The organism is Homoserinimonas sp. OAct 916 (genome assembly GCF_003260275.1).
Lineage (GTDB): Bacteria > Actinomycetota > Actinomycetes > Actinomycetales > Microbacteriaceae > OACT-916.
Genome location: NZ_QJHB01000003.1, coordinates 264,298 through 283,467 on the forward strand (window position 1 = coordinate 264,298; position 19,170 = coordinate 283,467).

15 protein-coding genes and 2 tRNA genes are annotated in these 19,170 nt (G+C 64.1%); 11 read left to right on the forward strand and 6 right to left on the reverse strand.

The window, feature by feature from the left end:
- Nucleotides 1–100 precede the first annotated feature (100 nt).
- The 3 genes from DL891_RS05040 to DL891_RS05050 all read left to right on the forward strand — a co-directional run bounded on the left by DL891_RS05040 (nucleotide 101) and on the right by DL891_RS05050 (nucleotide 4,204).
- The gene (locus DL891_RS05040; RefSeq protein WP_111719322.1) at nucleotides 101–3,022 is read left to right on the forward strand and encodes a UPF0182 family protein; all 2,922 of its coding nucleotides are present in this window, start codon (nucleotides 101–103) and stop codon (nucleotides 3,020–3,022) included.
- Nucleotides 3,023–3,161: 139 nt separating this feature from the next.
- Nucleotides 3,162–3,235: transfer RNA gene (locus DL891_RS05045), tRNA-Met, on the forward strand.
- Nucleotides 3,236–3,379: 144 nt separating this feature from the next.
- A complete protein-coding gene (locus DL891_RS05050; RefSeq protein WP_111719323.1) occupies nucleotides 3,380–4,204 on the forward strand; it encodes a carbon-nitrogen hydrolase family protein in 825 nt (274 codons plus the stop codon).
- Nucleotides 4,205–4,347: 143 nt separating this feature from the next.
- Here the strand turns inward: DL891_RS05050 and DL891_RS05055 are convergent, their stop codons facing one another.
- Entirely contained in the window at nucleotides 4,348–5,556 is a 1,209-nt protein-coding gene (locus tag DL891_RS05055) for an aminotransferase class I/II-fold pyridoxal phosphate-dependent enzyme (RefSeq protein WP_111719324.1), read from the reverse strand.
- Nucleotides 5,557–5,768: 212 nt separating this feature from the next.
- Here DL891_RS05055 and DL891_RS05060 point away from each other — a divergent pair, with 212 nt between their 5' ends.
- Complete coding sequence (locus DL891_RS05060; protein ID WP_232819010.1) at nucleotides 5,769–7,613, forward strand: S1C family serine protease; 1,845 nt, start codon at nucleotides 5,769–5,771, stop codon at nucleotides 7,611–7,613.
- Between the two features lie 7 nt (nucleotides 7,614–7,620).
- Here DL891_RS05060 and DL891_RS05065 read toward each other — a convergent pair whose 3' ends face one another.
- The gene (locus DL891_RS05065; protein WP_111719325.1) at nucleotides 7,621–8,520 is read right to left on the reverse strand and encodes a hypothetical protein; all 900 of its coding nucleotides are present in this window, start codon (nucleotides 8,518–8,520) and stop codon (nucleotides 7,621–7,623) included.
- Nucleotides 8,501–9,382 (reverse strand): hypothetical protein, encoded by an 882-nt coding sequence (locus DL891_RS05070; protein ID WP_157962392.1) that lies wholly within the window; start codon nucleotides 9,380–9,382, stop codon nucleotides 8,501–8,503. The genes DL891_RS05065 and DL891_RS05070 overlap by 20 nt, the downstream gene beginning before the upstream one ends.
- Before the next feature lie 64 nt (nucleotides 9,383–9,446).
- Between DL891_RS05070 and DL891_RS17280 the strand changes: the two genes are divergently transcribed.
- The 3 genes from DL891_RS17280 to DL891_RS05085 all read left to right on the forward strand — a co-directional run bounded on the left by DL891_RS17280 (nucleotide 9,447) and on the right by DL891_RS05085 (nucleotide 13,069).
- Nucleotides 9,447–11,087 (forward strand): ATP-binding cassette domain-containing protein, encoded by a 1,641-nt coding sequence (locus tag DL891_RS17280; RefSeq protein WP_198668773.1) that lies wholly within the window; start codon nucleotides 9,447–9,449, stop codon nucleotides 11,085–11,087.
- Nucleotides 11,087–12,652, forward strand: coding sequence for a hypothetical protein (locus DL891_RS05080; RefSeq protein WP_111719327.1), 1,566 nt, complete (start codon nucleotides 11,087–11,089; stop codon nucleotides 12,650–12,652). Before DL891_RS17280 ends, DL891_RS05080 begins: the two co-directional genes overlap by 1 nt.
- Nucleotides 12,653–12,808: 156 nt before the next feature.
- Entirely contained in the window at nucleotides 12,809–13,069 is a 261-nt protein-coding gene (locus tag DL891_RS05085; protein ID WP_232819019.1) for a DUF3039 domain-containing protein, read from the forward strand.
- A 33-nt stretch (nucleotides 13,070–13,102) separates the two neighbouring features.
- Here the strand turns inward: DL891_RS05085 and DL891_RS05090 are convergent, their stop codons facing one another.
- Nucleotides 13,103–14,446 carry a nicotinate phosphoribosyltransferase gene (locus tag DL891_RS05090; protein WP_255563074.1) on the reverse strand — a complete coding sequence of 448 codons (1,344 nt, stop codon included), beginning with the start codon at nucleotides 14,444–14,446 and terminating at the stop codon, nucleotides 13,103–13,105.
- Nucleotides 14,447–14,505: 59 nt separating this feature from the next.
- On the opposite strand from DL891_RS05090, the gene murI reads away from it, so the two are divergent.
- The 4 genes from murI (at nucleotide 14,506) to DL891_RS05110 (ending at nucleotide 17,805) form a co-directional block, all read left to right on the forward strand.
- A complete protein-coding gene (murI, locus tag DL891_RS05095; RefSeq protein ID WP_111719328.1) occupies nucleotides 14,506–15,396 on the forward strand; it encodes a glutamate racemase in 891 nt (296 codons plus the stop codon).
- A 117-nt stretch (nucleotides 15,397–15,513) separates the two neighbouring features.
- Nucleotides 15,514–16,263: a ribonuclease PH gene (rph, locus tag DL891_RS05100; RefSeq protein WP_111719393.1), complete on the forward strand. Its 750-nt coding sequence runs from the start codon at nucleotides 15,514–15,516 to the stop codon at nucleotides 16,261–16,263.
- Nucleotides 16,263–16,883 (forward strand): RdgB/HAM1 family non-canonical purine NTP pyrophosphatase, encoded by a 621-nt coding sequence (rdgB, locus tag DL891_RS05105; RefSeq protein WP_111719329.1) that lies wholly within the window; start codon nucleotides 16,263–16,265, stop codon nucleotides 16,881–16,883. Before rph ends, rdgB begins: the two co-directional genes overlap by 1 nt.
- A 7-nt stretch (nucleotides 16,884–16,890) precedes the next feature.
- Nucleotides 16,891–17,805: a cation diffusion facilitator family transporter gene (locus DL891_RS05110; RefSeq protein WP_111719330.1), complete on the forward strand. Its 915-nt coding sequence runs from the start codon at nucleotides 16,891–16,893 to the stop codon at nucleotides 17,803–17,805.
- Between the two features lie 122 nt (nucleotides 17,806–17,927).
- Here DL891_RS05110 and DL891_RS05115 read toward each other — a convergent pair whose 3' ends face one another.
- Both DL891_RS05115 and DL891_RS05120 read right to left on the reverse strand, forming a co-directional pair.
- Nucleotides 17,928–18,680: a DedA family protein gene (locus DL891_RS05115; RefSeq protein ID WP_111719331.1), complete on the reverse strand. Its 753-nt coding sequence runs from the start codon at nucleotides 18,678–18,680 to the stop codon at nucleotides 17,928–17,930.
- 406 nt (nucleotides 18,681–19,086) lie between these two features.
- Nucleotides 19,087–19,168 (reverse strand) — tRNA-Leu (locus DL891_RS05120).
- Nucleotides 19,169–19,170 lie beyond the last annotated feature (2 nt).

Below are 19,170 nucleotides of genomic sequence, written 5' to 3' on the forward strand. Positions count from 1 at the left end.
GAAAACTCAGTCACGTTTCGCATACGATTGGTGGGTTGACCCAAACTGTCGACCCGTACTTCCCAATCAGTAGACGAGCCACAGAACACGAGGCCCATCAGTGAGTTCCGCCCAAGAACAGCAGCCACAGCACAAGTCACGTGCCAAGCTCACCGTCACGATCATCGCGGTGGCGGTGCTGGTCATTCTCTTCTTCATCTTCGCGAACCTGTACACCGATGTGCTCTGGTACGCCCAGCTCGGTTTCCTGAATGTGTTGACCACCCAGTGGCTCGCGGGCGGTTTACTGTTCGTGATCGGGTTCCTCGCCATGGCGATCCCGGTGTGGGTCAGCATTCAACTGGCGTACAGGCTGCGACCGGTCTACGCGAAACTCAATGATCAGCTCGACCGTTACCAGGAAGTGATCGAACCGCTGCGCAAACTTGCGATGTGGGGGATCCCGGCCGTCTTCGGTTTCTTCGCGGGGGTGTCCGCATCGACGCATTGGCAGGAAACGCTGATTTGGCTCAACCGCACGCCAACGGGCAAAACCGACCCGCAGTTCGGCCTGGACATCTCGTTCTACCTGTTCGAGCTGGGCTTCTATCACAGCGTGCTCGCGTTCGCCTCGGCCGTCGTCATCCTCTCCGGGTTGGCCGCGATCGCGACCAGTTACCTCTACGGCGCCTTCCGGGTGCGCGGCCGCGAGGTGCGCATCTCGAAGTCGGCGCGCGTGCAGCTGGCGATCACTGCTGCCGTTTATCTGGCGCTGCAGGCGGCCAGCATCTGGTTCGACCAGTACTCGACCCTGACCGAGACCGGCCAGGTGATCACCGGTGCCTCCTATGCGGATGTGAACGCGACCATCCCGGGGCGTGCCATCCTGGCCGGCATCGCCGCACTCGTCGCGATCCTTTTCATCGTCACCGCCGTCAACGGCAGATGGCGCCTGCCGATCATCGGCACCGCCCTGCTGCTGGTCAGCGGCCTGCTGATCGGCGCGGTCTACCCCTGGGTGGTGCAGAAGTTCCAGGTAGACCCGACTGAGCTCACGATGGAAGAGCCCTACATCCAGCGCAACATCGAGATGACGCGCGAAGCCTATGGTGTCTCTGACGTGGAAGAGATACCGTATAAGGCGAAGACGGATGCCGAACCCAACGCACTGCGCAACGACGCCGCAACCACCGCCAACATTCGAATCATCGACCCGGCATTGGTGAGCGCCACCTTCGGCCAGCTGCAGCAGTTCCGGCAGTACTACAGTTTCCCGAAGCGGCTCGACGTCGATCGGTACAAGATCGGCGAGACCGTCCAGGACACAGTGATCGCGGTGCGTGAGCTGAACCAAGCCGGCCTCGGCGGGTCGCAGACCTGGTACAACAACACCGTCGTGTACACCCACGGCTATGGCGTCGTCGCAGCATTCGGAAACCAGCGCTCGGTCGACGGGCAGCCGGTGTTCCTCGAATCGGGCATCCCGACCACCGGAAAGCTTGGCGAGTTCCAGCCACGCATCTACTTCGGTGAGAACTCGCCGCTGTACTCCATCGTCGGAAAGGTGGCAGGGGCGAAAGATATCGAACTCGACTACCCGAGCGGCTCCGAGGGGACCCAGCAGCAGACCACGTTCGACGGAGACGGTGGGCCAAAGCTCGACAACATCTTCAAGCGCCTGATCTTCGCGCTGAAGTTCCAGTCGGAGCAGATCGTGCTCTCCGATGCTGTCAGTGACAGCTCGCAGATTCTGTACGACCGCGACCCGATCCAGCGGGTACAGAAGGTCGCCCCGTACCTGATCCTCGACTCGGATGCGTATCCGACGGTGGTCGACGGCCGGGTGAAGTGGGTGGTCGACGCGTACACGACCAGCAACCGCTACCCCTACTCGCACATCGAGAGCCTGAGCAGCGCGATCACCGATACCGAGACGCCGCCGAAGCCGTTCGCACTGGACGACATCAACTACATGCGTAACTCGGTGAAGGCCACCGTCGATGCCTACGACGGGTCGGTCACTCTCTACGTCTGGGACGAGAACGATCCGATTCTGGAGACCTGGCAGAAGATCTTCCCCGCGACGACCGTGCCGCTCAGTGAGATGAGTGCTGATCTGATGAGCCACGTTCGCTACCCGGCCGACCTGTTCAAGGTGCAGCGTTCGGTGCTGGGGCTCTATCACGTCACCGACGCACAGTCGTTCTACCAGCGTGATGACGCCTGGGTGCCGCCGAACGACCCGACGTCGCCCGCCGGAAACCCGACCACGCAGCCGCCCTACTTCCTGACTTTGCAGATGCCGGGACAGAAGCAGCCGTCGTTCTCGCTGTACACGACGTACATCCCGCTCGCAGCGGGAGACACCACGAGAAACGTGTTGACCGGCTACCTCGCAGCGGATGCCGACGCCGGCTCCACCAAGGGAGTGCGGGCTGACACCTACGGCAAGCTGCGCATGCTGGTTCTGCCTAAGGATGTCACGATCCCGGGCCCGGGGCAGGTGCAGGCGTCGTTCGACTCCGACACGTCGGTCTCGACCGAGCTGAACCTGTTGCGTCAGGGGCAGACGAAGGTGCTGAATGGCAACCTGCTGACGCTGCCGGTCGGTGGCGGTCTTCTGTATGTGCAGCCGGTCTACGTGGAATCGACTGGTGAGACTGGTTACCCGCTGTTGCAGAAGGTGCTGGTGGCCTTCGGAGACAAGATCGCCTTTGAAGCGACCTTGGACACAGCACTCGACACGTTGTTCGGTGGCAGCTCTGGTGCCAGTGCGGGCGACAACGCACTGCCGCCGGACACTCCCGGCGCGAAGCCCGTGCCGAGTCCGACAACGCCTGGCACGGCAAGTGAGGCAGTGACCGCGGCGCTCAAGGAGGCGCAGACCGCACTGCTCGCCAAGCAGGCCGCCCTTGCCAAGGGCGACTGGACGGCATACGGCGAAGCCGATGCCGCACTCGCGAAGGCGATCGAGGCGGCCATTGCGGCCGAGGGCGGATCCACCACTCCCGCGCCGTCTCCCGCGCCGTCGCCGGCCCCGTAACCCGGGTCCAACCTGTTCGAAACCGCAGCCCGCGGCCACTTCAGTGGTCGCGGGCTGCGGTGTTCTCGGGGTCGGCCGCTGCTGACTCCCGGGTTGGTCGGCACCCGCTTCTGGCCTGTGCTAGAGTTAGTTCTTGTGCCGCGGGGTGGAGCAGTTCGGTAGCTCGCCGGGCTCATAACCCGGAGGTCACAGGTTCAAATCCTGTCCCCGCAACGGAAGTGCTTGCGAAGGCACCAAGTCCCGGTCTCTCACGAGGAGACCGGGACTCACATCTTTAAGGCACGCTTCACTGAGTGAACGCAGCCCTGAGCGAACCCCGATCCACGTGAACCCAGCCTCCTTCGGTAGGGTCGAGAGATGCAGACATTCGTAAGTTCGTCCGGTTCCTCTGTTGGAGTCGCGGTTGCGCAGTTCGCGCCCGGTCCGGACACCACCGCCAACCTCGACCAGGTCACACAGCTCGCAACGGCTGCCGCTTTACGCGGGGCGGCGCTGGTGGTGTTCCCGGAGTACACCAGCTACTTCAACGATCCGATGGGTGACGACTTCAAACGCAACGCCCAACCACTCGACGGCCCGTTCGTCGACGCGCTGACAGCACTCGCCCGCCGATTGGACATCCATATCGTGGCCGGATTGCTGGAAGCAACCGACGACGATCGCCGCTTCGCCAACACGGCGATCGCCGTCGACGGCACTGGGTTGCTTGCCACCTACCGCAAGCTGCACCTGTACGACGCGTTCGGCCAGAAGGAGAGCGACTGGGTGCTGGCCGGCGAGATCGCCGAGCCGGAGACCTTTCGGGTGGGGGAGATGACCGTCGGCATGCAGACCTGTTACGATCTGCGTTTTCCCGAGGTCAGCCGGCGCCTCGTCGACGCCGGTGCGGACCTGTTCGTAGTGCCGTCGGAGTGGGTGCGTGGCCCGCTCAAGGAGGCGCACTGGCGCACGCTGGTCACGGCACGGGCGCTGGAGAACACCGTCTACATCGCCGCCTCAGACCAGGCGCCGCCCATCGGCGTGGGAAACAGCCTGATCGTTGACCCGATGGGCGTCTGCCTGGCCTCGATCGGGGAGGCCGCCGGTGTCGCGGTCGCCTGGGTGGACCAGCGTCGCATCGCCGAGGTGCGCCGCAAGAACCCAGCACTCACCCTGCGGCGCTTTCGCGTCGAACCGGCCTGACGCACTCCCGCGCTCTCGTCACATCTGCCCCGGCCAGCACATCCCCGCGCGCGTGGCGGTGAGGGGTCAGGATCGGCGCTTCACAACGCCGGTTCGATCGGCTCACGTGCCGATTCTGACCCTTCAGCAGAGGGCATGATCACTCAGCGGGCGGCCGGTACCTGAAGCTCGGCCAGTTGCGCCGCGGCCTGCTCGAGCACCTCGGTTCGCTTGCAGAACGCGAAGCGCACCAGCGAGGAGTACTCGGCTGCGAGCTCGTCATGACAGAACGCGGAGATCGGAACCCCGACCACCCCTGCCAGCCGGGGGAGCTCGCGGCAGAATGCGGCCCCGTCGGTGAAACCGAGGGGGCGGGCATCCGCCACCACGAAATATCCGCCCTCGGGGGCCGACACCTCGAAACCGGCAGCGGTGAGCCCGGCCGAGAGCAACCGAGATTTCGCCTTGAGCCCGGCCGCGACCCCGGTGAAGAAACTATCGGGCAGGGCGAGACCGACCGCGATCGCCGGCTGGAAGGGTGCGCCGTTCACAAAGGTCAGAAATTGTTTGACCGCGAGAATTGCGGTGAGGATCTCTCGTGGGGCGGTGAGCCAGCCGATCTTCCACCCGGTCGTGTTGAACGTCTTGCCAGCCGATGAGATGCTGACCGTGCGTTCCCGCGCGCCGGGCAGCGACGCCACCGGGATGTGCGGTTGGTCAAAGACCAAGTGTTCATAAACCTCATCGGTCACGATCAGCGCGTCATGCTTGTGCGCCAACTCGACGATGAGCTCCAGAGTCTCCTTCGGCAGAACCGCGCCGGTGGGGTTGTGCGGGTTGTTGACCAGGATGACGCGCGTACGGTCGTTGATCGTCGAGCGCAGGCGATCATGGTCGGGCAGGAAGTGTGGGGCCAGGAGCGGCACCGTGCGGTGCACTCCGTTGGCCAGGCCGACGATCGCGCCGTACTCGTCATAGAACGGTTCGAGGGTGACCACTTCGTCACCCGCGTCCAGCAGCGCCAGCAGCGTGGCAGCAATCGCCTCTGTCGCTCCCGCGGTGACCAGGACCTCCCGGTCCGGATCCACATCGAGACCATAGAAACGCTTCTGATGCGTGGCAATCGCATCCCGAAGGACCGGCATGCCGAGCCCGGGCGGATACTGGTTGTAGCCCTCGCTGATCGCGCGCCGGGCTGCTTCGAGCACCTCAGGTGGCCCGTCCTCGTCGGGGAATCCCTGGCCGAGGTTGATCGCACCGGTCGACTGGGCGAGAGCGCTCATCTCTGCGAAGATCGTGGAGGCGATGCTTCCGTCAGGGCCGAGCAATCCCGCCCCGCGTGCCGTTCGCTTCCAACCACCGGAGATCGTCATACCATTTCCTCAATCATTTGCTGTCTGATGGCCGGATGTTTGCAGAGAAGCCCTCACCGAATGGCCGTGGGCGCAGTTTACTGTAGACAGGCGCGTCACCACTTTTTGGCCCTTCATCAGTTACTCGGCATCTCGCATGCCCACATACAGGTGGCGCCAAGAAAACGTTCAGCTTCAGCAGGGAAGCTAAGACTGCTTGGAAGGAGCATCTCATGACCGAGAACAGCGAAGGCGCCAATTCAACTCCTGAGCAACCGAAGGCAGGTACTGAAGCCCCGGCTGCTGCAACACCCCAGATGCCCCCAGCATCGACGCCCGATGCAGAGCGTGCAGCAACAGTTGAACCATCGCCCGTTTCCTCGGAACCGGCAATCCAATCGGCGGTCTACCAGCCGGGTGCGGCCACCCCGGACACCGGGTCAACGCTGGCACAGCAGTCGGCTCCGTTGGACGCCGAGCCGACACAGGCACCGCAGCCGGCTCTGCTGGCTGGCGAAACTCAGCCGACCGAGCCCCTCAATCCGGTTTCCGCAACCCAGCCGACTGCGCCACTGCCACCGTTGCAGTCATCGCAGTACCTCTATCAGGATCAGATTCCCTACGCCCAGCAGGCTCAGCCGGTTCACGGCCAGCCCGCGCCCTATAACCCCGGCACGCCAATGTCTCAGCAGGGCGCACCTCGACAGGGCCCGTACACGCAGCAGTCCGCATTCGGAACGTTGCCGACGCCGGATCATTCCCAGGGCCGGCCCCACGGTGCAGGCAATGGTTCTGGAGGAAACGGAACGGGCAACCACGGGTCAGCTTCGACGGGCCACCCGCACACGCCGCGCCGACGTAGTGCGCTCGCAATTGTTGGTGCTCTGGCAGTCGGAGCGGTTGTCGGCGGGGCCGCAGGCGGCGGAATCGTCGGCCTGTATGCCCTGAACCAGAACGGTTCATCCACCTCCAGTACGGCCAGCGCACCCTCGAACATCACCGTCAACAACCCCAATGACGCCACCATGGTGACAGCGGTGGCTCAAAAGGCTTCACCGAGCGTGGTAACCATCTCGGTCGAGGGGAACAACACGGGCGGTACGGGCACCGGCATCATCTTGAGTGCCGACGGCTATGTACTCACCAACACCCACGTGGTGACTCTCGATGGCGCGATCAACGATCCCTCGATCCAGGTCAGCGACAATTCCGGCCACCTGTACACCGCGAAAGTTGTTGGCACCGACCCGATCTCCGACCTCGCGGTGATCAAGCTGCAAGACGCGTCTGGACTCACCCCCGCGACCTTTGCCGACTCCAGCAAGCTCAACGTCGGTGATGCCGCGATTGCCATTGGGGCCCCGCTCGGATTGAGCGGCACGGTGACCAACGGAATCGTCAGCGCGCTGAACCGCAGCATTACGATCGCCTCATCTGCTGCGCCGAGTACTCCGAACAATGACCAGGGCAACAACTCCAGCCAGAGCCCGTTCAACTTCTGGAACCTCCCGCTGCCCGGAACCCCGGGCACCCAACCACAACAACCACAACAACAGGCCCCATCGGCGACCATCTCGTTGCCGGTCATCCAAACCGACGCAGCCATCAACCCCGGCAACTCGGGTGGACCGCTGCTCAACGACCAGGGCCAGGTGATCGGGGTCAACGTCGCCATCGCCAGTGCCGGTGGTTCGTCGGCGGGCGCCCAATCGGGCAACATCGGTGTGGGTTTCGCCGTTCCGAGTGACCTCGCCCAGCGCGTGGCCAACGAGCTGATTGATTCGGGTAAGGCCAGTCACGGGCTGTTGGGGGCGTCGGTCTCCGACGCAGCCAACACCGGAACCAACAGAGTTCTTGGTGCGGAGATCAAGGCCGTGACGCCTGATGGGGCGGCCGCGAAGGCCGGGTTGCAGGTTGGTGACGTCGTGACCGAGTTCAACGGTTCGCCGATCACCAACGCGTCAGACCTGACCGCTCAGGTGCGGGTACTGGCCGGCGGCGCGACCGCCAAACTGACCTATGTTCGTTCGGGCAACTCAGCGACGGCGTCGGTGACGCTCGGGGAGCTCACTCAGTAGAACCGGCTCAATCTCGCGAGACCGCGGGGGCGTCGACGGAAATGTACCTCGGCGCTCCCGCTTCCTCGTGCTCGGGAGTAACCAGTCGGCCATGACGCGTGGCGGAGAAGATCCGACGCACGGCAGTTTGCTCCGTGTCGGTCAGGCCGAGGCGGCTGCCAGGCTCCAACTCGGCCGGGAAGGTGCTTCGAACCACAAGGAACGCCTGGCGAGAGCTCGAGACGACCTTGCGGGACAGCATGAAGTTGCCAACCCCGCCGACAGCGGCACCCACTCCGAATGGAATGACTTTTCCGACCACCCCAGCAGTACCACTCACGGCAAATCTGCGGGTGAATTCAGACCGGAGCTTCTTCGACAACGGAGAAACAACGAACTGGGGAAGCCCGGCCGTGATCAATTCCCCCCAATAGTCGGAACGCAGAGGGCTGATGCCGGTGAACTCACCAGCTAGTTGCCGAACCATGGAAGCTCCGGCATCGCCCAGCATCATGGTCATCACGAGGGCACTGGCTCGTTGAGGATCCTCGACAGCCAGGCCGTGGACCTCGCTGATGGACTGCGCGAAAAGTGCGCTGGCTTCGAGAAAACCCATGGTTTCAATCCCGGAAAGAGACAGGGTGATGCCGGTACCGATCCCCGGCACAACTGCGGTGGCACCGACCGCAGCACCGCCGGTGGTGACAGCGGCCTGGTACCGGCGTTCAAGAATCTGGATGATCCGCGCCGGAGTAGCGTTCGGATTGCGCCGCCTGATCCGCCGGATGTGCGCGAGCACCACGGGCCGCTGCACCGAGAGAACCCGTTCGAAGCCGGAGAAGACACGAGAAAATTTTGGCACCGGCTCAGGCATCGCCACGTGCGGGGCAGGCGGGCTGATGTGGTTCTCATCGCGAGTTCGCGCCATGGCAGAATCTCCTTATTTCATGCAATTTCGCTTGCAAACTGCGTTTCATGTGCTGAATTCCACACAATTGGGTGCCGGTAAGTCTAAAGCCGGCAGTTCTGGATCGACCGAAAGCGTCACACACCCGGAGGTGGCAAACAGTTGCCGGTTGCACTTGATACTTTGGAGCAGTGACTTCCAACACCGAACCGAGCGAATCTGCTGAGAACACAGAGGGTTCTGCGGCGCGGTCTCCGGAAGAGCGCGCAGGCACCGCTGCGATAGTGTTCTCCTCGAAGCTTGTCGCTGAGAAACCAACTGCCGGCGGCGATGCGCACGACGCATCAGCCGAAACCGGCGCAAAACGCCAGGCCGTGCAGAAACCAGAGGGGCGCAAACCCGCGACACGGAAGCCGGCGGCCAGAAAGCCTGCGGCCAGGAAGCCCGCCGCGCGCGCGACAACAACCCCAAAGCCTGCAACCGAGCCGTCTGCCGCGACTGCTGCGCGGCGCACCGCCGTGCGCAAGCCCACGGCAAAAAAGACAGACCAGGCAAGATCGGTGGTGGATGAGCACTCGATCTCTGCGGAGGACGTCGAGACCGTATCAGACCACGAGTCTGCATCCGGTGCCGAGTCGTCCACAGCTGATCGCGCCACAGCGCAGTCGTCTGCCGCCGAAGCAGCTGACGCGGGTACCAAGCCTGCCGCGATGAAACCCGCGACGAAACCCGCTGTGAAACCGGCTGCGAAGAAGTCGGCGACGAACACGACGGCCACGAAAAAGTCCGGCACGAAGAAGGCGGCGGCAAAGAAGACTGCGGCGAAGAAGCCGGTCGTGCCCGGCGCGGCGACCAAAGACGCGTCAATGGAGGGTGTGTCCACAGCGGCGCCGTCGACTGAGAAACTCAATTCTGAGGAGCAGACTGCCACGACGGTGGAGGTGGAGATGGTTGGTACAGAAATTCCGGCCTCCCTCACTGGCGATTCTTGGGCAGAGGACAAGTCTGCAAAGGGAGTCGAGCCTGAGTCAGGTGCGGGGCCCGAGCCCACTCCAGATCTTGCTACGACGTTTCCAGAACCCGAAGAAGAACCGGAAGCCGAGCTGGAAGCCGTGCCCGAGACCGAGACCGAGACCGAGACCGAGTCGGATTCGGGAGCGGCACCGGAGCCGCAAGAGAACGCCGAACGGGACCGGAAATCCGAGCTCGAAGCTGAACCGGAGGCAGAATCAGGACCGGATTCACAGGCTGTTGCAGATGCAGATGCAGATGCAGATGCAGATGCGGTTGCAGATGCAGGTGTGGAGTCAGAGATCGACGTGGAGCCGAAAGCTGAAGACGAGGCTGCGTCGGAGGTTGGGGTCGACGCCGAGTCCGAATCGGGGGCACAGGCTGAGCCACTCCCCGAAGACGAGGTCGAGCACGAGCCCGAAATCGAGACAGATTTTGGGGCCGAATCCGAGCCGGAAGTCGAGACACCACTCGAAGCTGATGCAGCGGCCGAAGCCTCTCCCGAGCCTGAAACTGATGCCGAGGAAGAAGCCGACGTAGAGGAAGAAACAACCTCCGAGACCGATCCGGTGGTCGCGGTCGAACCCGCGGCCGCGGGGTCGAAGCCTGCTCCGGCCGTCGGCGCGCGGGTTGCCGCCCTCGCGGCGGCCACGGTGCCCATTGCACGCTCGTTCGGCCGCGCGACGGTTCGCCTCGGCGAACGAGCCCGCACGACGGCCGCAGCGCAGCTCGAGGAAGCGCGACGACGCGCGGCCGAACGGCGCCGCGCTGCCGAGGATCGCCGCGTTGCAGAGCGGCAGCCAGCCCCCATATCGCCGCAACCCGAACAACGTTTGCTCGCGGCGGAAGCCGTGGTCAGTGCCGGGCTGACAAAGTCGTTCGGGAGCACCACAGCGGTCGACGGGATCGACCTCCGGGTGCCGACAGGCTCGCTCTACGGGCTCGTGGGTCCGAACGGTGCCGGCAAGACCACGACACTGTCGATGATTGCCGGGTTGATGCGCCCTGACTCCGGCGAGGTGACAGTGTGCGACACCGATATGAGGGCGCATTCGATCCAGGCGAAAAAGAGGATCGGAGTGCTTCCCGACCAATTGCGGCTCTTTGACCGACTCACCGGCGCGCAATTGTTGTACTACGCGGGCTCGCTGCGCGGCCTCGAGCACAGGCTCATTCAGCTGAAGACGGAGCAGCTGGCGCATTCCCTCGGTCTGACGGAGGCCCTCGATCGCCTGGTGCTGGACTATTCGGCGGGCATGCGCAAAAAGATTGGCCTCGCCGTCGCTATGATTCATTCACCACAGCTGCTGGTGCTCGATGAGCCTTTCGAGTCGGTGGATGCCGTCTCCGCCGACAGCGTGGTCGAAACCTTGCGAGAGTACGTTGCCGCGGGGGGAACAGTTCTTCTTTCCAGCCATGGAATGGGGCTGATCGAGCGCGTCTGCAGCCACGTCGCGATCATGTCGGAGGGCGCCATCGTCGCATCCGGGCCGATCGATGAGGTGCGTGACGGGAGGTCGCTCGACGAGGTTTTCACGACGTTGGTCGGAAAAGCTTTCGAGGGCGAGGACGCGTAGTGTTCGCCACGTTCGTCCGGTTGAGGGTGCAACTGACGCTGGGGTCGTTCCGACGGGGCCCCTGGCTGACCGTTGCGGTGTTGCTTGCCGCCATACTCGGGGTCTTTCTCGTCATTGTGACAATGGGCATTCAGCTCGCGATGCGTGGCTTGGATGCGGATCTCGTCCGGGTGGCATCCATTCTGTTCGGAGCGTTGATCTTCACCGGATTGGCCATTGTGCCGTTGATGCGCGGCGGCCCCGATCCGATGGATCCCCGTGCGTTTGCCGACTTCGGGCTTTCCAACAAGAAATTGGCGAACCTGCTTCTGGTTGCGGCCGCCGCCAGCGTGCCGATCGCCGCGGTGATCCTCGTCGTGTTCGCCGGAGTCGTCAGCTGGAGCAGGGGGTTCTGGCTGACCGTGCTCGCGATCATCTGCGGTGTTCTGGCGATCGCGACCGCGACCCTCATACTGAGGCTGATGACCAGTGCGGCCGCGGTGTGGATTCGAACCCAGAGCGCCCAAGACAGTGCAGGGACGATCGGCGTTTTTCTGCTGGTCGTCCTGCCCCCGTTGCTCGTGATCACGGCGGCCTACCGCTGGGTTGCCGAACCGGGGCTGGCCCTACGTTTCGCCGAGGTTCTGAGTTGGACCCCGCTCGGCGCCATCTGGGCTGTACCGGGGGAGGCGGCGGCAGGAAACGGAGGCGCGGCCGCGGTCAAGCTGCTGGTGGCCATCGGCTATCTGGCTGGCCTGTGGTGGCTCTGGCAGTGGAGTGTCGCCCGCATGCTGGTGCTCGTGGCTGGCCGGCCTCGTAGGGCGAATGCGGCGCTCGGCTGGTTCGAGCTGCTCTCGTTCGGTCCGACCGGGGCAATCGCGGCTCGCAGCATCACCTATTGGATGACCGATTCGCGCTACCGGATGTCGCTGGTGATAGTGCCGATCGTGCCGATATTGATGATGCTGCCCCTGGCGGTGGCCGGGGTTCCCACCAACTGGCTCGCGTTGATTCCGATTCCGGTGATGTGTCTGTTTCTGGGGTGGTTGCCCCACAACGACGTCTCCTATGACGGCACGGCGATCTGGATGAACGTGGCGTCGGGCATCCACGGCTTCAGCGACCGGCTCGGACGGCTCGCCCCGGCGTTGATCCTCGGGCTGCCGGTGCTCTTCTTCGGGTCGATCATCAGCGCGGGCGTGTTTGGAAATCCCGCGGCGTTCGCCTCACTCATCGGCGTCGGTGCCAGCCTGCTTCTCGTCGGACTCGGATTGTCCAGCATGGCAAGTGCACTTCTGCCGTATCCGGCGACCAGGCCCGGGGACAGCGCGTTTGCGGGCCCCCAGACGGCGAGTTCTCGTGGCGCCCTCGTGCAGACGGGACTGTTCATCGTCACCGTGCTGCTCTCTGTGCCGACCCTCGTCTTCGCCGGGTATGGATTCTGGGTCGACCCGGCCTGGCATCTGACGGCTCTGGTCACCGGCCTGGGGACCGGCATCGGGGTGTTGCTGATCGGCATCTTCGTGGGCGGCTGGGCCTTCTCCCGGCGCGGCTCCCGGCTGCTCGAGGCATCATTACGCACCTGAACCAAACCGTGTGCCGGGCATGTGCTGTGTGGAACCGGGGCGAGTGCCGGGCGGAGTCACGGTTCATGAGCCTACAATTGAATCATGATGATTCAGCCCAGCGCACACCTCCCGGGCGCGCATCAAACCCGAGCACACCGGCACAGTGCCAGCACGATTGAACCGGGTTCGCCCGGCACAGGCGGCACCGACACCCTTGACCGCGAACTTGAGGAACTGCTTCAGCGGGAGAGCATCGAGCCCGGTGACCACGAGCGATTCTCGCACTATGTTCCGAAGGAGAAGATTCTCGAGTCGGCGATCACGGGCAAGCCTGTGATCGCCCTGTGCGGCAAGGTGTGGCTGCCTGGACGGGATCCGCAGAAGTTTCCGGTCTGCCCGACCTGCAAAGAGATCTACGAAAAGATGAAGAAGTAGCAGGCCGGTTTGCTCGACGACCCGGCCGCGCGACTACTCATAAATGGTCGGCAACACCGGATCGCCGCGTCCGAGCCGGAACGCGACCGGCGGCAACTCCGCAATCGCTCGCTTGTGGTGGGCGCGCGCCGCCGAAACCCCGTCAGGACCGGTGTATGCCGAAGCCACGGCGCCGTCGACGATCAGCGGGACGAGCAACGCACGGCCGGCGACATCCGAGGCCACGGGATCCCTTGGCCGGGTATCGGTGACCCCGGTCGCGTCAGGGACACGGTGGTCGACGACATCGATCACTTCGGCCACGGCGATCCCTTGGCCGCTCAGCCGGCGGATCGGCTGCTTGCGACCCCCGACGCTGATCTTGTCGGCAGATTTTTTCGCGACCGCCACCCATTCGCCCGCATCATTCTTGCGGGCGACCAGCTTGTAGACCATGCCGGCCGCGGGTGATCCGGAGCCGGTCACCACGGCGGTGCCCACCCCGTAGGAGTCGACCGGTGAGGCGGAGAGAGCGGCGATCGCGTACTCGTTCAGATCGCTGGTCACCGTGATCGTGGTCGTGGTGGCGCCGAGAGAGTCCAACTGGTCTCGCACTGTGCGCACCACCGACGGCAGGTCGCCCGAATCGATGCGCACCGCTCCGAGTGCGGTGCCCGCCACTTCGACCGCGGTCTCGATTGCCGTCGGGATGTCGTAGGTGTCGACCAACAGGGTCGTCTGAGGCCCGAAAGCATCGACCTGGGCCTGGAACGCCTGCCGCTCGCTGTCGTGCAGCAGGGTGAACGAATGGGCGGCAGTGCCCATGGTGGGCACGCCCCAACTGCGACCGGCTTCGAGGTTCGAGGTCGCGCTGAAGCCGGCGATGTACGCCGCCCGGGCGGCACAGATCGCCGCGTTTTCGTTGGCGCGGCGGGAGCCCATCTCGGCCAGGGGTCGACCACTCGCGGCCGACACCATGCGTGCGGCCGCGCCTGCGACGGCTGAGTCGTAGTTGAAGACGCTGAGGATGAGCGTTTCCAGGATCACCCCTTCTGCGAACGGGGCATCCACCACGAAGATGGGGGAGCCGGGAAAGTAGAGTTCTCCCTCCCGATAGCCGTGGATGGTTCCTGTGAAGCGGTATCCGGATAGCCAGTCGATGGTGGCTGGGCTGACCACGCGATGTTCGGTCAGCCAGTTCAGTTCGGCATCGGTGAACCGAAAACGGTCGATCAGCTCCAGCAGGCGACCGGTGCCCGCGACGACGCCGTAGCGCCGGCCGGCCGGCAGGTGCCGTGCGAAGACCTCGAAGGTGGATTCACGATCATGGGTGCCGGCTTTGAGGGCGGCATCGACCATGGTCAATTCATAGTGATCGGTGAGAAAGGCGGTAGTCACGAGGCCATGCTACGGCGTTTCGGGCCTTCGATCCGGCGGCACGACTAACATTGACTCTCGTGACCGATTCACCGATAGGCATCTTCGACTCTGGGGTGGGCGGGTTGACCGTCGCCCGGGCGATCATCGACCAATTACCCAACGAATCGATTCTGTACGTCGGAGACACCGCCCATTCCCCGTACGGGCCGAAGCCCCTCGCCGATGTGCGGCGCTATTCGCTCGAAGTGCTCGACGGAATGGTCGCCCAAGGGGTGAAACTTCTGGTCATCGCCTGCAACACGGCGTCGAGTGCCATGCTGCGGGATGCCCGCGAACGGTTCAGCGAGGGGCACGGCATCCCGGTGCTCGAAGTGATTCAACCCGCAGTGCGACGCGCGGTGCGTGACACCCGCAACCACCGGGTGGGGGTCATCGGCACGGAGGGAACGATCAAGTCGAAGGCCTACGAAGACGCTTTTGCTGCCGCGCCGCACCTGGAGCTGTTCACCCAGGCCTGCCCGCGCTTCGTCGAGTTCGTCGAAGCGGGCATCACCTCCGGCGACGAACTGCTCGACGTGGCCGAGGGCTACCTGCGACCGCTCCGCGACGCCAAGATCGACACCCTGGTGCTCGGGTGCACCCACTATCCGCTGCTTCGCGCCGCCATCGGCTACGTGATGGGGCGCAAGGTGAGTCTGGTCTCCAGCGCTGAAGAGACCGCCGACGACGTGTACCGCCGCCTGGTGAAACACGGCATCGAACGAACGGTGGAAACCCCGCCCAGCTACCGCTGGGAGGCCACCGGAGAGTCCCGACGCGAATTTCTGCAACTGGCCCGCAGATTTCTCGGGCCCGAGGTATCGGCCGTCGACCTGATCGATGCCGACGGAGCGGCCACTCGTGAGACGGCCGCCCCGGACACCGCTGACCTGGATTCCGCCGACAACCTGACCTGGCAGCCGAGCTGACGCCGCCGGGACCGGGCGCTGAACAGCTCTCGAACTGACCTGACCTGACCTGACCTGATACCCGCAGACCTGATACCCGCACACCTGATACCCACAGACCCAAGAGATGACGTGACCGTGACTGAAACAACTTCCCCGAACTCCCGTGCCGACGGTCGGCAGGTCGCCGACCTGCGCGAGATCACCATCGAGCGCGGCTGGAGCACCCAGGCCGAAGGCTCTGCACTGATCTCGTTCGGCAACACGAAGGTGCTCTGCACGGCATCCTTCACGAACGGGGTGCCGCGCTGGCTGAAGGGCAAGGGCAAGGGCTGGGTCACCGCAGAATACTCGATGCTGCCTCGCTCCACGAACGAGCGCATGGACCGCGAATCGGTCAAGGGGCGTATCGGAGGCCGTACCCACGAGATCTCCCGCCTCATCGGGCGAAGCCTCCGTGCAGTCGTCGATATGAAGGCGCTCGGAGAGAACACGATTGTGATCGACTGTGACGTACTGCAGGCCGACGGCGGCACCCGCACGGCGGCCATCACCGGCGCCTACGTCGCGTTGGTCGATGCGATCGAATGGGCGCGCGAGAAGAAGTTCATCGCCGCCAAGTCGATGCCGCTGACCGACAGTGTGGCCGCTGTCTCGGTCGGCATCGTCGCCGGGGTGCCCGTGCTCGACCTCGCCTATGTCGAAGACGTGGCCGCCGACACCGACATGAACGTGGTCGTCACCGGCGCCGGCAGGTTCATCGAGGTGCAGGGCACCGCGGAGGCAGAACCGTTCGATCGCGCCGAACTCGACTCCTTGCTCGACCTGGCGGTCGCCGGTTGTGCCACGTTGAGGGATCTGCAGGCCGACACTTTGGCGAGCCTCTGATGAGTCTGCAGCTCGTGCTGGCCACCCACAACCAGCACAAGGTCGACGAGTTCCGGCGCATGCTCGAGCGGGATCATCCGCACATCGGCATCGTCGGCTATGACGGTCCGGAGCCGGTCGAGGACGGCACCGACTTCAGCCAGAACGCCCTCATCAAGGCGCGGGCTGCCGCGCAGCACACCGGTAAGATCGCCCTCGCCGACGACTCCGGCCTCTGCGTGGACATACTCGGCGGTGCCCCGGGCATCTTCTCTGCCCGGTGGGCTGGCTCCGCGCACGACGCCACCGCCAATCGTGATCTGCTGCTCGATCAGTTGAGCGACATCAGTGACCCCCACCGAACGGCACGCTTCGTGTGCACGATCGCGCTGGTCGTACCCGAGACCGTTTTGGCAGGCGGCCACGAAGAGATCGTCGAGGGCATCTGGCCCGGCTCGTTGGCCACCGCCCCGCGGGGCACGAATGGGTTCGCCTACGACCCGATCTTCATCCCGGAGGGCATGGAGGCCACGAGCGCCGAACTCGCTCCCGAGGAGAAGAACCGCCTGAGTCACCGGGCCCGCGCACTGTCCGCGCTCGGAGGAGTTTTGGCGACGACCCTCGAAAACCTCGTCAATTGATCCCTTGATGTCCCACACCCACGACCACCACGCGAACTCTGCGAACCGATCGCGACTGCTGATCGCGATCGGGATCATCGCGGTCGTGCTGATCGTGGAGGTGATCGGCGCGGCAATCTCCGGATCGTTGGCCCTGCTCGCGGATGCCGGGCACATGTTCTCCGATCTGGCCGGGCTGCTGATCGCGCTGTTCGCCACCATCATCGCCGCGAGGCCGCCCACAGACCGGCAGACGTTCGGGTACCAGCGTGCCGAGGTGTTCGGGGCACTGGTGAACGGGGTGATCGTATCGTTGGTCGCGATGTTTGTGCTCATCGGCGGGATCAGCCGGCTGCTCGCGCCGGAGAACGTGGAGGTGCACAGCACCCCAATGCTCGTGGTGGCCACCATCGGTGCTGTCGCCAACGTGGCGGCGCTACTGGTACTTCGCGGCGGCGCGAAGACGTCGATCAACATGCGCGGAGCCTACCTCGAGGTGCTCGGCGATCTGCTGGGCTCGATCGCCGTGATCATCGCCGCGCTCGTGATCATGACAACTGGCTTCGTGGCTGCCGACGCGATCGCGTCGATCCTCATCGCGCTGATGATCGTCCCTCGCGCGTTCGTACTTTTGCGGGAAGTGTTCCGGGTGCTCAGCCAGGCCGCTCCGGCCGACACCGATGTGGCCGAGATCCGCGCCCACATCCTCGGTGCCGAAGGCGTCGTCGCCGTGCATGACGTGCACGTGTGGGCCATCACCTCAGGTGCTCCTGTCTTCTCGGCCCACGTGGTTGTCGCGCCGGAGGTTTTCACGGGTGGGCGCACCGGCGCACTGCTGGACGAGCTCGGCGCCTGCCTTTCCGAGCACTTCGACGTGGAGCACTCCACGATCCAGTTGGAGCCGCGGGAGCACTCGGAACACGAGGGTACCCAACACGGCTGAGACTGGCCGCCGTGAGCCGTGAGCCGTGAGCCGTGAGCCGTGAGCCGGGTGCTGGTCAGGGTCGCGGGTTGGCCAGTGAGCGCGCGGGTTGGGAAGTGCAAGCGTCAAACAGGGGGCATGCCCTAATTCGACTCTGGTCCCGGTGCTGGCTTGTGGTCGAAAACGCCTTCGTCGAGCGTGATCTTCACCTGCGGAGCATCGCTGGCTCCCGCCTGCGCGTTCAGCCGATGCTGTTTGCGCGACTTCAACCAGGCGCGCGAATAATGAATCACCGAGGGTGTGAGCGAGATCACGATCACCGCGAGCAGGACCAGATCGATGTATTGCGTGGCGAATTCGGCCACCCAGGGGATCTGCCCGAGGAAATAGCCTCCCAGGGTCACGCCGGTGCCCCAGATGAACGCACCGATCAGGTTGTAGAGAGAGTACTTGCGGTAGTCCATGTGGCCAACGCCAGCCGCAACCGGGGCGAACGTGCGAATGATCGGCACGAAGCGGGCGAGTACCACTGCGAGTGGTCCGTGCCGGTTGAAGAACGCGTTGGTGCGCTCGACGTTCTTGACACTGAACAGCCCTGTCTCCTTGCGCTCGAACACCTTCGGGCCCAACCGGTGCCCGATCAGATACCCGACTTCACCGCCAAGAAACGCGGCGACCGAGATGGCCAGACAGATCCACCAGATGTCGATATCGAACTTGCCGCTGACGGCGAGCACGCCGGTGAAGAACAACAGGGTGTCCCCGGGCAGCAGAAAACCGACCAATAGTCCGGTCTCGGCAAATACGATCGCGCAGACGACGATCAACGCCACAGGACCGAAGAACCCCCCCAGAATGACATCTGGGTTGAGCCACGGAATCAGAGCGGTATGCATCGTGATATGGCTCCATCAGATAAAAGGGTGACCGAAGTGGTCAGATTGCAGTTTAGTCAGAATGAGTGGGCGTTGAGTGAAAGAATTCTGAACGCCGGAATTCTGCATTTGCATGGATCAGCTCTCGGTCGGTGAGGCCCTTGACCACGTGAGGGCTTCAGCTTGACCCCGCAACCTCCTCGCCCCGAATTGGGGGTTCGTCGTGGAGCTGACCCTCGGCGGTGATCAGCTCTTCACCGACGACCTGCCGCCCCATCTTCGTCAGGCTCCAGGGTCAGATTGCGCACCGGGCCGGGAGGAGAGCTCTGCGCCGGGTCGATGCCGGCTGTTGAACCGCGGTGAAGGGCTCATTGCGCACGTGCCACAGTGCGGATCGCTTTGTGCTGCCAGCAGCAGTCGGCCACGGTGCGGGAAGGGGGACTTGAACCCCCACGCTCGAAAGCACAGGAACCTAAATCCTGCGTGTCTGCCAATTCCACCACTCCCGCGT

Excerpts from the sequence above, each read along its gene's own strand:
- DL891_RS05050 (WP_111719323.1), top strand. The coding sequence starts at position 3,380 with ATGCAGACATTCGTAAGTTCGTCCGGTTCCTCTGTTGGAGTCGCGGTT.
- DL891_RS05055 (WP_111719324.1), bottom strand. The coding sequence starts at position 5,556 with ATGACGATCTCCGGTGGTTGGAAGCGAACGGCACGCGGGGCGGGATTG.
- DL891_RS05060 (WP_232819010.1), top strand. The coding sequence starts at position 5,769 with ATGACCGAGAACAGCGAAGGCGCCAATTCAACTCCTGAGCAACCGAAG.
- DL891_RS05065 (WP_111719325.1), bottom strand. The coding sequence starts at position 8,520 with ATGGCGCGAACTCGCGATGAGAACCACATCAGCCCGCCTGCCCCGCAC.
- DL891_RS17280 (WP_198668773.1), top strand. The coding sequence starts at position 9,447 with ATGGTTGGTACAGAAATTCCGGCCTCCCTCACTGGCGATTCTTGGGCA.
- rdgB (WP_111719329.1), top strand. The coding sequence starts at position 16,263 with ATGAGTCTGCAGCTCGTGCTGGCCACCCACAACCAGCACAAGGTCGAC.
- DL891_RS05110 (WP_111719330.1), top strand. The coding sequence starts at position 16,891 with ATGTCCCACACCCACGACCACCACGCGAACTCTGCGAACCGATCGCGA.
- DL891_RS05115 (WP_111719331.1), bottom strand. The coding sequence starts at position 18,680 with ATGCATACCGCTCTGATTCCGTGGCTCAACCCAGATGTCATTCTGGGG.